The organism is Rhodococcus sp. 14-2470-1a, from assembly GCF_002259425.1.
In the GTDB taxonomy this organism is placed as follows: Bacteria; Actinomycetota; Actinomycetes; order Mycobacteriales; family Mycobacteriaceae; genus Rhodococcoides; species Rhodococcoides fascians_E.
Map to the genome: position 1 here is coordinate 62,738 of NZ_NPFZ01000031.1, position 13,429 is coordinate 76,166.

12 protein-coding genes are annotated in these 13,429 nt (G+C 64.9%); 9 read left to right on the top strand and 3 right to left on the bottom strand.

The features are described from left to right. The first annotated feature begins 11 nt into the window (after window positions 1–11). A complete protein-coding gene (locus CH292_RS20100) occupies window positions 12–1,136 on the top strand; it encodes a glycosyltransferase family 4 protein (protein ID WP_179278023.1) in 1,125 nt (374 codons plus the stop codon). A gap of 40 nt (window positions 1,137–1,176) precedes the next feature. On the opposite strand, the gene CH292_RS20105 is transcribed toward CH292_RS20100, so the two are convergent. Beyond that, window positions 1,177–2,982, bottom strand: a complete 1,806-nt coding sequence (locus CH292_RS20105; protein ID WP_179278024.1) for a long-chain fatty acid--CoA ligase — start codon at window positions 2,980–2,982, stop codon at window positions 1,177–1,179. A gap of 126 nt (window positions 2,983–3,108) precedes the next feature. Between CH292_RS20105 and CH292_RS20110 the strand changes: the two genes are divergently transcribed. The 6 genes from CH292_RS20110 to CH292_RS20135 all read left to right on the top strand — a co-directional run bounded on the left by CH292_RS20110 (window position 3,109) and on the right by CH292_RS20135 (window position 7,729). After that, window positions 3,109–3,507 carry a hypothetical protein gene (locus tag CH292_RS20110; RefSeq protein WP_026347917.1) on the top strand — a complete coding sequence of 133 codons (399 nt, stop codon included), beginning with the start codon at window positions 3,109–3,111 and terminating at the stop codon, window positions 3,505–3,507. A 99-nt stretch (window positions 3,508–3,606) separates the two neighbouring features. Next, complete coding sequence (locus CH292_RS20115) at window positions 3,607–4,044, top strand: SRPBCC family protein (protein WP_019665955.1); 438 nt, start codon at window positions 3,607–3,609, stop codon at window positions 4,042–4,044. A gap of 35 nt (window positions 4,045–4,079) precedes the next feature. Continuing rightward, the gene (locus CH292_RS20120) at window positions 4,080–5,294 is read left to right on the top strand and encodes an ArsA family ATPase (RefSeq protein WP_094655573.1); all 1,215 of its coding nucleotides are present in this window, start codon (window positions 4,080–4,082) and stop codon (window positions 5,292–5,294) included. Window positions 5,295–5,334: 40 nt separating this feature from the next. Beyond that, a complete protein-coding gene (locus tag CH292_RS20125; RefSeq protein WP_019665953.1) occupies window positions 5,335–5,790 on the top strand; it encodes a hypothetical protein in 456 nt (151 codons plus the stop codon). Between the two features lie 76 nt (window positions 5,791–5,866). Continuing rightward, the gene (locus tag CH292_RS20130; RefSeq protein WP_019665952.1) at window positions 5,867–6,841 is read left to right on the top strand and encodes an ROK family protein; all 975 of its coding nucleotides are present in this window, start codon (window positions 5,867–5,869) and stop codon (window positions 6,839–6,841) included. Between the two features lie 162 nt (window positions 6,842–7,003). Further along, window positions 7,004–7,729: a 1-acyl-sn-glycerol-3-phosphate acyltransferase gene (locus CH292_RS20135; RefSeq protein WP_019665951.1), complete on the top strand. Its 726-nt coding sequence runs from the start codon at window positions 7,004–7,006 to the stop codon at window positions 7,727–7,729. Window positions 7,730–7,746: 17 nt separating this feature from the next. Here CH292_RS20135 and CH292_RS20140 read toward each other — a convergent pair whose 3' ends face one another. Further along, the gene (locus CH292_RS20140) at window positions 7,747–9,066 is read right to left on the bottom strand and encodes a glycosyltransferase 87 family protein (protein WP_094628959.1); all 1,320 of its coding nucleotides are present in this window, start codon (window positions 9,064–9,066) and stop codon (window positions 7,747–7,749) included. A 289-nt stretch (window positions 9,067–9,355) separates the two neighbouring features. Here CH292_RS20140 and CH292_RS20145 point away from each other — a divergent pair, with 289 nt between their 5' ends. Together CH292_RS20145 and CH292_RS20150 are read left to right on the top strand one after the other, a co-directional pair. Next, complete coding sequence (locus CH292_RS20145) at window positions 9,356–9,841, top strand: polyadenylate-specific 3'-exoribonuclease AS (protein ID WP_019665949.1); 486 nt, start codon at window positions 9,356–9,358, stop codon at window positions 9,839–9,841. A 61-nt stretch (window positions 9,842–9,902) separates the two neighbouring features. Beyond that, window positions 9,903–11,291, top strand: a complete 1,389-nt coding sequence (locus CH292_RS20150) for a class II 3-deoxy-7-phosphoheptulonate synthase (protein ID WP_019665948.1) — start codon at window positions 9,903–9,905, stop codon at window positions 11,289–11,291. Between the two features lie 12 nt (window positions 11,292–11,303). Here the strand turns inward: CH292_RS20150 and pknB are convergent, their stop codons facing one another. Beyond that, window positions 11,304–13,328, bottom strand: coding sequence for a Stk1 family PASTA domain-containing Ser/Thr kinase (pknB, locus tag CH292_RS20155; protein ID WP_019665947.1), 2,025 nt, complete (start codon window positions 13,326–13,328; stop codon window positions 11,304–11,306). Window positions 13,329–13,429: the final 101 nt, after the last annotated feature.

Consider the following 13,429-nt stretch of genomic DNA (forward strand, 5'->3'; position numbering starts at 1 on the left):
ACGGTGAACACATGCCTCGGACTCTGCTGGTGACGAACGACTTTCCACCACGCCCGGGCGGCATCCAATCCTACCTGCACAGCTTTGCCACACGGTTTCCTGCGGACGAGCTGGTGGTCTACGCGCCGCGGTGGCGCGGAGACAGCCATGTGAAGTTCGACGAGCGTCAGCCGTTCGAGGTGGTTCGGCACCCGACAACGCTGATGCTTCCCACTCCGTTGGTGGCACGGCGGGCGGCGCAGCTGGTGCGGGCGCACGGATGTGATTCGGTGTGGTTCGGCGCGGCGGCACCGCTCGCGGTGATGGCTCCTGTGGTGCGACGCGCGGGCGCGGAGACAGTCGTCGCTAGTACACACGGTCACGAGGTGGGGTGGTCGATGGTTCCCGGTGGGCGGGGAACCCTGCGCATCATCGGCAACACCGTCGATACGGTGACCTACGTAAGCAAATACACCCGAGGCAGATTCGCCGCGGCATTCGGTCCACGTGCAGCCCTCGAACACGTTCCGTCCGGAGTGGACACCGACCGTTTCGCACCGGACGCCGGTGCGCGAGCCGAGCTGCGGGCTCGATACGGACTCGGAGACCGTCCGACTGTTCTGTGCCTGTCCCGGCTGGTACCGAGGAAGGGGCAGGACTATCTGATCCGATCGATGGAGGGCATTCGGGCGAAGGTGGACGGCGCGGTCCTGGTGATCGTCGGAGGCGGTCCCTACGAAGGAGCCCTGCGCACGTTGGCACGCAAGGCCGGTGTCGAGGAGCACGTGATCTTCACCGGGACCGTCCCTTCCGCCGAGCTGGCGGCTCATCACACGATCGCCGACGTGTTCGCGATGCCCAGCCGGACGCGAGGCGCCGGTCTCGACGTCGAAGGTCTCGGCATCGTCTACCTCGAAGCGTCCGCGACCGGAGTCCCCGTCGTCGCCGGAATGTCCGGTGGCGCACCGGAAACCGTCCTCGAAGGCAAGACCGGCTTGGTGGTCGACGGCACGTCGGTCGATGCGATCACCGACGCCGTCGTACGGATACTCTCCGATCGAGCGCTCGCGACGTCGATGGGAAACGCAGGTCGCTCCTGGGTCCGAGCCGAGTGGCAGTGGGACGCATTGGCAGCGAAGCTTCGACGCTTGCTGTGATGGAAGCCGGGAAAGTCCAGGCTTCCATCACAGGCGACGTTCACTTGGAGTAGATGGCCTCGATGTCCTTGGCGTACGACGCCGTGATGACGTTGCGCTTGAGCTTCATGGTCGGTGTCATCTCACCGGCGTCCTCGGTGAAATCGCCTGGGAGTACTCGGTACTTCTTGATGGCTTCGGCGTGCGAGACGGTGGTGTTCGCGTCCGCCACAGCCGCATCGAGGTCGGCGATGAGATCGGGGTCGGTCGCGAGATCCGCAGCCTTCGCGTCGGCGGACTTGCCGTGTGCGTCCTTCCATCCCGACAGTGCGTCCTCGTCGAGCGTGATGAGGGCGCCGATGAACGGCTTCTGATCGCCGACGACGATGGCCTGACTGACGAGTGGGTGCGCGCGCAACCGGTCCTCGAGCCCTGCCGGCGACACGTTCTTTCCGCCTGCTGTGACGATGAGTTCCTTCTTGCGGCCGGTGATCGTGATGTATCCGTCGCCGTCCACCGAACCCAGATCTCCTGTGCGGAACCACCCTTCGTCCAAGGACTCGGCCGATGCCTCGTCGTTGCGCCAATAGCCGTCGAACACCACCGGGCCGCGGAGTTGGATCTCACCGTCCTCGGCGATACGGACCGTGTTGCCGGGGAGCGGTCGTCCGACGCTGCCGACACGTTGGTGGCCGATCGTGTTGACCGCGAATGCTGCACTGGTCTCGGTGAGTCCGTAGCCTTCGAAGATCGGTATGCCGATACCTCGGTAGAAGTGGCCGAGGCGTGCACCGAGCGGCGCGCCACCGGAGATCGCGAGTTGGCACTGTCCGCCCAGCGCGGCCCGCAACTTCGAGTAGACGAGTTTGTCGAACACAGCGTGCTTGACCCTCAGAACCAGACCGGCGCCTGTGTCCTGTGCTTCGCTCCACGCCACGGCAGTGTCCGCGGCTGCATCGAAGACCTTGCCCTTGCCGTCCGCGTGTGCTTTCTGCTTGGCAGTGTTGTAGACCTTCTCGAACACGCGGGGCACCGACAGTATGAAGTCCGGACGGAAGGAACCGAACGTCGCGACGAGATTGGGGATGTCGCTCGTGTGTCCGACGGCTGTGCCGGCGTCGAACGCGGCGATCGTGACCGCGCGAGCGAGAACGTGCGCCAACGGCAGGAACATCAACGTCCGGCTGCCGGGACGTAGCAACTCCTTCAGCGACGTCTCGCGAATTCCACGCGACTCGGCGACGAGGTTCGCGTGCGTCAACTGCACACCTTTGGGTCGCCCGGTGGTGCCGGAGGTGTAGATGAGCGTCGCTGGATCAGAGGAGCGCAGAGCGTCGACACGCGTGCGTACGGCGTTGTCCTCGACGGTTGCTCCGAGCTCGGTCAACCGAGCAACGGCTCCGTCCTCGTCGTTGCCTGCGTCGATCCGGAACGTCGTCCGAACCGATTCTGCGGCGGCGACCACGTCCGCTGTGTCGGTGACGTGCTTCTCGGTCTCGAGGATCAGCAGAACAGGTCGGGCGTCGGACAGGATCCATTCCACCTGACCCGCCGACGAGGTTTCGTAGATCGGGACCGTGACGCCGCCCGAGGCCCAGATCGCGTAGTCCACGACCGTCCATTCGTACCGAGTCGACGACATGAGCCCGACGCGATCGCCCTGTTCGACTCCCGCGGCGATCAAGCCCTTCGCGACGGCGTTCACTTCCGTGGCGAACTGCTCGGCGGTGACATCGGACCAGGAACCGTCGACGGACCGGCGAAATGCGACCGACCGAGGTTCGGAGGCTGCCCGAGCGAACACGGTGTCCACGACCGACGCAGATTCTTCGACGACAAAAGCGGCGGGAGATGTGAACTCGCGCACGGTGACCTCCAATGAACGTTAGCTCTACTCACGAGTAGTCGGATTCGTCTCACTGTAGACCCGGTTGCGAGGCCGGTTCGACCGCCTCGTGCGCGCGCTGAAGTCCCGATGTGTGAAGCTCATCTCATGAGCAGTGTCCAAGTAGCCGATCAGACGTTCGTCGCTGCGCCGGGTTCCGCCGTGGCGGAGTCGCTGGGGCATCCGAGGCGTTGGCGTCGATGGTGGCCGGACCTCCGCGTCGACGTCACCGACGATCGCGCCGACAAAGGCTTCAGGTGGTCTGTCGAAGGCGCCCTCACGGGAACGATGGAGGTCTGGCTCGAGCCCGTTCCGAAGCTCGACGGCGTCGTACTCCATTACTTTCTGCACGCGGAGCCGGCCGTCCGGACGTCCATCGACCTCGCCGCGGAGAATCGACGACGACGGGTAGCAGGCAAGGCAATGGCGTTCGAAGTGAAACGGGAGCTCGAGGCGGGACGCGCGGCAGGTGAGCGGCCGTTGTGCGACCCGCCTGCCATCGTGTGAGATGAAGGACGGCAGTGCTCCCGGCGCGGGTGACGTACGTACCTGCCGATGACATGAACAAGTGCGGCGTGAGAACAGAAGGGACACCGAGTAACCACGATGGCCGAGAGAACTCAGAGGTCGATCACAGTCGATGCTCCGTCCGCGCAGGTAATGGACGTGATCGCGGACTTCGATGCCTACCCGTCCTGGGTGTCGGCGGCGAAGTCCGTCGAGGTCGTCGCGGCCGGATCCGACGGTCGCGCGGAGCGGGTGAAGTTCGTACTGGACGCGGGCATGGTCAAGGACACCTACGAGCTGAGTTACCAGTGGGCGGCGGATGGAAAGTCCGTGTCCTGGGAACTGGTGTCGGGTGAGATGCAGAAATCGCAGAACGGCTCGTACACGTTGAAAGACAACGCAGCCGGCGGTACCGAGGTCACGTACGAACTCGCCGTGGACCTGAACATTCCGATGATCGGTCTGTTCAAGCGGAAGGCAGAGAAGGTCATCACCGACACTGCACTCAAAGAACTGAAGAAGCGAGTCGAAGGCTGACCGAGGCCCGTTCCGATGCCCGCACTGCAGTCCGGCTGTTCGTCGGCAAAGGCGGTGCGGGCAAAACGACGTTTGCGCTGAAGTCGGCTGTCGACGACGTCCGGGCGGGATCGCGAGCTCTCGTCGTCTCGTTCGATCAAGCGCATTCGGTGACCGACGTGCTCGGCGTGAACAACGGCCGCGCGGGCGGCGCCGAGCCCGCGGCGGTCGAGCCCGGATTGGACGTTCTCGAACTGGACACTCTGGCCCTGGTGGCGACGAAATACGCCGCGTTGACCTCCATCCTGTCCATGGCCGGCGCCGGCCACGAACACGGAGTCCGGTTCGGTGCGGTCGATCCCGAGGAGATCATCGGCGCTCCAGGGGTGCAGGAACTCGTCGGTCTCGATCGGTTGGTCGATCTCATAGACCAATCCCGTTGGGACACAGTGTTCGTCGACCTTCCGGCCACCGCGGACGCACTGCGCATTCTTCAACTGCCGGACCTCGTTGCCGGGTATCTCGAACGGCTCTGGCCGCGCCACGACCGGATCGTCGCCGGAACCGGCACGGACCCGAGACTGACCCTCGTCGTCGCGATGCTGGAGAACATCGTCACCGCGGCGGAACGTATCAGGGAACTGTTCCTCGACCACTCTCGAACATCGATGACGGTGGTGCTCACCCCGGACCGAGTCGGCGTCGCCGAAGCCAGGCGGACGTTGTCCGCGGCTGCGCTGACGGGTCTGGCCGTGGACACGATCGTCGTCAACAAAGTTCTGCCGCTGCTCAATTCGTCGTCGATCGGCTTGGTCGGAGCGCACCCCGCCGTCTTCTGGTTCGAAGGGTGGCGGTCCGCTCAACAGGAGGTGCTCGGAGAGGTGTCCGACCTGGCGGCAGGTACGGCCGTCGTCGTCGTGGAACAGGCGTCCCAGGAGCCGGTAGGGTTGGTCTCTCTTGCTGCACTTGACACGCAACGGACCACCGACACGACGGACGAGCGACCGGGAACGGACACGCCGACCGTCGCGCACGAGTCAGGAACAGGGTTGGAGTCGATCTACGCGATGACGATGGTTCTGCCGCTCGTCGATCCGTCGACCCTCACTCTCGGACGCGTGGACGACGACGTGATCATCGGGGCCGACGGCGTTCGCAGGCGCGTTCGGCTCGCTTCCGTCCTGAGGCGATGCATCGTGCTCGGTGCGGAGTTCGACGCCGGGCGCCTCGTCATCCGTTTCCGTCCCGACCCGGCGGTGTGGCCGGCATGAAGGTCAGTGCGCGGGACGCTCGTCGGGGCGTGAGTTCGACGTGAACGAGCGCCATTCGGATGTCGCGGCTGAATTGTGGTCGCTCGCGGAGACGGTGCTGACGAGGTTGGAACCTGTTCTCCGTCAAGCTGTCGAGGAGCAGAGCGAACGACCGAAGCAGGGGTGCAGTTGGTGCCCGGTCTGCGCGCTGGCTGCCTTGCTGCGCGGGGAGCAGCACGACCTGTTGACACTGCTCGCCTCCGAGGGTGCGACGGTTCTGGCGTTGCTGAGGCAGATCATGGCCGAGCACGCGGGCCGCCCTGCTCCTGGTGAGGGCTACGCCGGTGCACGCGACACCGCAGCGTCGTCGTCGGTGGAAGACACCTCCGGTGACATGCCTCACGGCGGGGACAGCACTGTCGGGCACGACACGGAAGACCCGATAGTTCGACGAGCGAAGTTCGTTCCGATTACGGTTACCGTGAAAGATGCGGCCACCGAGAAGCCCGGGAACTGACGGACAGCCGTTCCTGGGGTGGCCGAAGCACGAAAGCTCGAGATAGCCGTTGGGGGCGGCCGAGAAAGGTCGGACAATGAAACGGCAGCGTCAATCACTCACGATCGGTATCGATGTCGGAGGCACCAGTTTGCGTGCGTCCGTTGTCGACGCGTCCGGTCAGGTCATCGATTCCACCCAGTCGCCGACGCCGCACACCGCTGCGGCCCTCGAGCGCGGGTTGGAGCGTGTCGTCCGCGAACTCGCGACTCGGCACCCCGTGGAGGCAGTCGGTCTGGCGGTCGCAGGTTTCCTGGATTCCGATCGAACGTCGGTCCGATTCGCCCCGCATCTCCCATGGGTGGGTAGCCCGGTAGCCAAACGGATGAGCGATCGTATCGGGTTGCCCGTCGTGCTGGAGCACGACGCGAACTCGGCGGCGTGGGCCGAGTACCGATTCGGTGCTGCAGCCGACGGGCGCAACGTCGTGATGGTCGCCATCGGAACGGGTATCGGTGCCGCGCTTCTGATCGACGGCAAGATCTACCGCGGAAGTTACGGTGTTGCACCGGAACTCGGGCATATCCAAGTTGTCCCCGACGGTCGTGCCTGCCCCTGTGGCAAGCGAGGATGCTGGGAACGGTACTGCAGCGGAACGGCATTGGTGGACACTGCGGTCGAATTTCTTGCCGCAGATCAGGGTTCGTCGACAATTCTGGCCCGTGAGGTCTTTCTCGATCCCGGTTCGCTGACGGGACGGAGGATCGCCTCGGCGGCTCAGGACGGCGACGAGATCGGTATCCGCACCATGCACGAGTTCTCTCGGTGGCTCGGTGTCGGGCTGTCCATGGTGAGCGATGTCTACGATCCCGATCTGATCGTGATCGCCGGCGGAGTGGCGACGTCGTCCAGTCAATTTCTCAACGAAGCGACCGAGCACTGCGCACGCCTGGTGACGGGTGCGGGGCACCGCCCACTCGCGACCATCCGCGCCACCCAGCTAGGCGAAGCCGCCGGAATGATCGGTGCGGCCGACCTTGCACGAAGCGCGTTCTCGACGGCGTCGCACTGACGCAGGCGAGGCCTCGCGCCGACGGTCCGGACGCGACCTCACGGTCCGGTTCTGTGATGCTTCTCCCGTGTGCGCACTATCTGTGGCTGGCGTCATAAACGGTAGGTACAGTTTCCTCTGCACCCGATACTCGACATCGTTGGTCTCACCAGGAAGGACGCCATGTGGTACTGGCTGTTCAAGTACGTCCTCATCGGTCCGCTCCTGGTTGCACTGGGTAGGCCGACGATAGAGGGCCTCGAGAACATTCCTGCGCGAGGACCGATGATCCTCGCCAGCAACCATCAGGCGGTTCTCGACTCGTTCTACCTGCCGCTGAAAGTGCAGCGGCGCATCACGTTCCTCGCGAAGAGCGAGTACTTCACCGGCCCCGGGCTCAAGGGCGCATTCCAGAAGTGGTTCTTCACCGCGGTCGGTCAGGTCCCCATCGACCGGACCGGAGCGGATGCGGCGCAGGACGCGTTGAATGCAGGCGCGCGAGTCATCGGCAAGGGCAAGCTCCTCGGTATCTATCCCGAGGGCACCCGTTCGCCCGACGGTCGGTTGTACAAGGGCAAGACGGGCATGGCGCGGCTTGCTCTGCAGACCGGTGTTCAGGTGGTTCCCGTCGCGATGATCGGCACCGACAAGATGAACCCCATCGGTTCCAAGATGTGGCGTCCGGCGAAGATCACCATCAAGATCGGTAAGCCCATCGACTTCTCGCGCTTCGACGGCATGGCGGGCAACCGCTTCGTCGAGCGCGCAGTCACCGACGAAGTCATGTACGACCTGATGTTGCTGTCCGGTCAGGAGTACGTGGACGTGTACGCGGCGTCGATGAAGAAGAAGCCCGAGGACTCCGCCGTCGCAGGGTCCGAGCGAATCCCGGACACCCGCGCGAGCTGAGTGTTCTGCGGGGGTCGTCAGGACGAAGACGGGGTTCGACCGACTCCGGGCGAGCGAAGCAGCGCGATGACGACGACGAGAGCAGCGGCGCCCCAGAGAACGTACGACGACGCCGCTACCTGGTCCCACAGCGGCCACCCGAGTCCCGAGTAGCGGCCGGGTGCCAGCCGCCAGTGCGGCGCGAAGTGCATCAGGACGACGCCGACGCCGACGAACGCCAGCGTCAGGTAGCTACGCCTGCGGTAGGCGAGTGCAGTAAGTGCCACCATGAACGGAACCACCCATACCCAGTGGTGAGACCAGGACACCGGAGACACCAGCAAACCGAAGATCGCGTTCACTCCCAGGGCCAGGGCGCCTTGCCCGGCCGAGAAAGCTCGGCGCATCGCAAGCGCCGCCACCGCGAGGACGCAGCACGACAGGGCGATCCAGAGAACCGAGCGAAGCGAATCGTCGAGTCCGAATCGCGCGAGCACACCGGTGATGCTCTGATTCGCGGGGTACGCGGGCCTACCGATTCGGTCGGAATCGATCAATGTGTCGGTCCAGTAGGTCACCGAGTCCGAGAACGTGATCAGGAATCCGAGTGCGGTGAACGCAGCAAAGCTGATACCGGCCACGACGGCAGCACGAAAGTCCTTGCGAAGCAGGAAGTACAGGACGAAAACGGCAGGTGTCAGCTTCACCGCGGCAACGAAACCGATGAGGAGTCCGCGCGGCCACGGAGTCTTACGAAGCAGGCAGTCGGCGGCGACGAACGCCATCAGCACGATGTTGATCTGCCCGTAGTCGAGAGTCGAGAACACGGGCTCGAGCAGAAGCGCAGCGGCGAAGATCCCGGCCGCGGACCACAACAGAACAGGACCGGGTAGGTGCTGTTCCCTCCATGCGGACACCGAGGCGCCGAGGGAAGACGCCACGCCGAGCGACCTCAACGTCAGCACGATGGTGGCGAACAGCAACACCAGCGACACACTCGTCACGATGATGTTCGCCCAGTACAGGCTCACCGCGGACAACGGACTGAATAGAACAGCGGCAATGGGCGGGTACGTGAAGGGAAGAGTGTTGCCCAGCGCAGTCGGAGGCATCTGCCCGTACAACGGCGAACCGGATGCGAACACGCCACCGCCGATTCGGTAGACGTCCAGGTCGATCCGGTAGTAGTTCCCGAGAGGTGTCAGCCCACGCAAACCGGGCAAGCCGAGAATGTTGTACGCGATGCCCGCCAACGCTGCGGCCGCGATGATCACGCACACGGCGACGAGCGACGGCGACGTGCGACGTCGCGTCGATCCCGCCGACGGATCCGCGGCGATCTCGGGTGTTTCCAGCATCGTGTTCCTTCTGCGTGCTCGATAGCGATTGACGACGGTGCGGCACCACCCACCCCGATTCTTCCGCAGGCTCCACTCACTGCTGAGCCTGATTCATTCCGCAGGCTCCACTCACTGCTGAGCCTGATTCATTCCGCAGGCTCCACTCACTGCTGAGCCTGATTCATTCCGCAGGCTCCACTCGCTGCTGAGCCTGATTCATTCCGCAGGCTCCACTCACTGCTGAGCCTGATTCATTCCGCAGGCTCCACTCACGCCGACCCTGTGGCTGCCCGATAGTCTTCGAAGCGTGCGCTACTTCTACGACACCGAGTTCATCGAGGATGGTCGCACAATCGAGCTGGTCTCGATCGCTGTGGTCTCCGAGGACGGACGTGAGTTCTACGCCGTGTCCTCCGAGTTCGATCCCGAGCGGGCGGGCAAGTGGGTCCGCCGGAACGTCCTTCCCAAGCTGCCACCGTACTCGTCGCCGCTGTGGAAGAGCCGCGCGAGAATCCGCGACGAGCTGCTGGAGTTCCTGGTGCCGTACCCGGGTGCCGAAGTGGAGCTGTGGGCCTGGGTCGCCGCATACGACCATGTCGCGCTCTGCCAGCTCTGGGGATCGATGACCGAGCTGCCTCGATCGCTGCCGCGGTTCACTCGCGAGCTTCGTCAACACTGGGAGGACCGAGGTAGTCCATATCTGCCTCCCGCTCCCGACGATGCACACGACGCATTGGCCGACGCCCGGCACAATCTCGCCAAATACAGGGCCGTCGAGGACGCCTCGAGCTGACACGGCGACAGACAGGGGAGCCCGACGCCGGCACCGGTATCGGTGCGAATATCCTGTAGCGGTGAACTGGACTGTCGACGTACCCATCGACCGCTTGCCCGACCTGCCGCCCTTGCCGTCGACATTGCGCCAGCAACTCGACGACGCGCTCGCACGGCCGGCGGCGCAGCAGCCGTCGTGGGATTCGGCCCAGGCAGCCGACATGCGGAAAGTGCTCGAGAGCGTTCCCCCGATCACCGTCGCAGGCGAGGTCGAGTCCTTGTCGGACCAGCTGGCCGCGGTCGCGCGGGGTGAGGCCTTCCTGCTCCAGGGTGGTGATTGTGCGGAGACGTTCGTCGACAACACGGAGCCGCACATCAAGGGCAACATCCGCACCTTGCTGCAGATGGCGGTCGTTCTGACGTACGGCGCGAGCCTGCCGGTGGTCAAGGTAGGCAGGATCGCCGGCCAGTACGCCAAGCCCAGGTCGGCCGATGTCGACGCGCTGGGCCTCAAGTCCTACCGCGGTGACATGGTCAACTCCCTCGTCGCGGACGAGGCTGTCCGCCAGCACGATCCGTCTCGCCTGGTGCGCGCGTACGCCAATGCGAGCGCTGCGATGAACCTCGTGCGCGCCCTGACCGGCGCAGGTATGGCAGATCTGCACAAGGTGCACGATTGGAACCGTGAGTTCGTCCAGAACTCGCCTGCCGGTGCCCGGTACGAGGCGTTGGCGGGGGAGATCGATCGTGGTCTGCGGTTCATGGACGCCTGTGGTGTCAAGGATCCCAACCTTGAAACCGCGCAGATCTTCGCCAGTCACGAGGCACTGGTACTGGATTACGAGCGCGCGATGCTGCGGCTGGACAACGCTGACGCCGAGCATCCCAAGCTGTACGACCTGTCCGCGCACTTCCTGTGGATCGGCGACCGGACCCGTCAGCTCGACGGGGCGCACATCGCGCTCGCAGAGTTGATCAACAATCCCATCGGGCTGAAGATCGGGCCGTCCACCACGCCGGACATGGCCGTGGAATACGTCGAACGCCTCGACCCGACGAACAAGCCCGGCCGGCTCACCCTCATCTCGCGGATGGGCAACGGCAAGGTCCGTGAGCTACTGCCGCCCATCATCGAGAAGGTGCAGGCCACCGGACACCAGGTCATCTGGCAGTGCGACCCCATGCACGGGAACACGCACGAGGCGTCGACGGGATACAAGACGCGACACTTCGACCGAATCGTCGACGAGGTTCAGGGCTTCTTCGAGATCCACCGCGCGCTCGGAACGCATCCGGGTGGACTGCACGTCGAGTTGACCGGGGACAACGTCACCGAGTGCCTCGGTGGCGCTCAGGAGATCTCGGATCTGGATCTGGCCGGGCGCTACGAGACAGCGTGCGACCCCAGGCTCAACACTCAGCAGTCGCTCGAACTCGCCTTCCTGGTCGCGGAGATGCTGCGCGGCTGAAGTACTGCCGCATCAGGGCAACGACACGACGGTGACCGTCGACCCCGGGGCCACTCTGGATCCAGGTCCCGGGGTCTGCGACACCACGAGTGAGCCGTCGGTGTCGAAGACCTGACGGACCTGTACGTCCAAGCCCAACCGCTGAACCGTCTCTCGTGCCGAGCCGACGGACCGGCCGAGCAGTGACGGCACCGACACCGCGTTCGAGATCTGCAGTTCCACACTGCTTCCCGCGGTGACGGACGTGCCGATCTCCGGTGACGTACCCGCGACGCGGCCGCCGTCGACGTCCTTGTCGAACTGCTCCTGGGTGCCTGACACCGAGATGTCGACGGCGGCGAGCGCTGCCGTCGCCTCCTCGGCCGTCAAGCCGTTCACGTCCGGAACATCCACCGGCGGTGCGCCTTTGGAACGCAGGATCTTGACGGTGTCGCCGACGGCGAGTGTGGTTCCCGGCGCCGGATCCAACGCCGCGACCCCGCCGACGGGTGCGGTGGTGCTGAAAGCCTCACCGCCGTCGACCGGTTCGAAAGTTCGCTCACGCAACAGATCCTGCATGTCACCGATCGAGATGTTCGACGTGATGTCCGGAACGGTCGGCTTGCCCAGCGACACGAGCACGTCGACGGTGTCGCCCTTCGCCACCCGTGAACCGGAGGCCGGGTCGGTGCCGATCAGAGCATCGACCGGCATGGTGTCCGAGTAGGTGCCCTGGACGGTGTTCTCCAGGTCCGCGGCCGCGAGCGTGCTCTGTGCGCTCTGCAGATCCAATCCGCCGATTTCGGGGACGGAGGTGTATCTGCCCGATCCCATCCACCAACCTCCGATTCCCACGGCGACCGCCAGTAGCGCGACGATGGTCAGCCAGATGACGATGGCTCGGCGCGAACGCTGCCGGTCGGCATCGAAGTCGGGGAACTGGTACTCGCGGCGACCCGGTGCGCGCGACGGTGCGGCATCGGCCGAGTCGTCGTCGACGGTCGGTCCCGAAGCGTCGCCGCGATACGTCGGTGCAGTCTGAACGCGGGTGTGATGCACCACAGCATCCGGTGGGGGCGTGGACGACACCACCTGGGTGGGTGGTTCGGCGGCGGGGCGCTCGCCGGCGAACGTGGTGGGCGCACCCAACGCTGCAGCACTGCGATGTTCGGCCGAACGCCGCGGCGCAGGCACGCGGTACGGGGGCAGTTCCAACCGTCCACACACCACGCGGAGCGCACGTGCCATCTCGTCGGCGTTCTGGAACCTGGAGGCCGGGTCTCGATCGGTGGCGCGGGCCACCAGCTCGTCGAATTCCGGCGGTACACCAGCGATGTACGCGCTGGGATGGGGAACATCGTTGTCGATCCGCTGGTACGCGATCGAGAGGGACGTGTCACCGTTGAAGGGGGTACGCCCGGTCAGCAACTCGAACAGGACGACACCCACGCCGTACACGTCGCTGCCCGCATTGGCGGACCCGGTCGTCACCTGTTCGGGCGAGAGATAGGCGGCTGTGCCCAGAATGACGGAACTCGACGTGGCATTCGAGGCCGCCACGGCTCGAACGAGGCCGAAATCGGCGATCTTCACGTCCCCGCCGTCCGAGATGAGAATGTTCTCGGGTTTGATGTCGCGGTGAACGAGGCCTGCACGGTGAGCGGTACCCAGGGCGTCGAGAACCGGTCGGACCACCGCGGCAGCCGCGTGCGGCGGCATCGGCCCACGCTCACGGAGAAGTTCGCGTAGGGTTCCGCCCTCCACCAACTCCATGACCAGAAACGCGAACTCTCCGTCTCGGCCGTGGTCGTACACAGCGACGAGGCCCGGATTGTTGAGCCTGGCCACGGCCCTCGCCTCGAACTCGAACCGGGCGACGAACTGCGGATCCTCGGCGAACTTGGGGTCCATGATCTTGACTGCGACCGGTCGGTCCAGCCGGGTGTCGAGTGCGCGGTACACGGTCGACATTCCGCCACGTGCGATGGGCGCGTCGATCCGGTAGCGCCGATCCAGCAACGAACCCGTCGAAACGGATCCATGCAGATCTTTCCACATCACCTCGTCTACCTCCTGTGGAAAAAGTGGGCGCTGCCTACGTGATGGTAGCCAGGGTTGGTATCGACTTCGTCTCGGCCGCACCGAGCACCGACGTCGTC

What these genes read in the sequence shown, in the direction of transcription:
- CH292_RS20100 (WP_179278023.1), top strand. Translation starts at nt 12, where the DNA reads ATGCCTCGGACTCTGCTGGTGACGAACGACTTTCCACCACGCCCGGGC.
- CH292_RS20110 (WP_026347917.1), top strand. Translation starts at nt 3,109, where the DNA reads ATGAGCAGTGTCCAAGTAGCCGATCAGACGTTCGTCGCTGCGCCGGGT.
- CH292_RS20115 (WP_019665955.1), top strand. Translation starts at nt 3,607, where the DNA reads ATGGCCGAGAGAACTCAGAGGTCGATCACAGTCGATGCTCCGTCCGCG.
- CH292_RS20130 (WP_019665952.1), top strand. Translation starts at nt 5,867, where the DNA reads ATGAAACGGCAGCGTCAATCACTCACGATCGGTATCGATGTCGGAGGC.
- CH292_RS20135 (WP_019665951.1), top strand. Translation starts at nt 7,004, where the DNA reads ATGTGGTACTGGCTGTTCAAGTACGTCCTCATCGGTCCGCTCCTGGTT.
- CH292_RS20140 (WP_094628959.1), bottom strand. Translation starts at nt 9,066, where the DNA reads ATGCTGGAAACACCCGAGATCGCCGCGGATCCGTCGGCGGGATCGACG.
- pknB (WP_019665947.1), bottom strand. Translation starts at nt 13,328, where the DNA reads ATGTGGAAAGATCTGCATGGATCCGTTTCGACGGGTTCGTTGCTGGAT.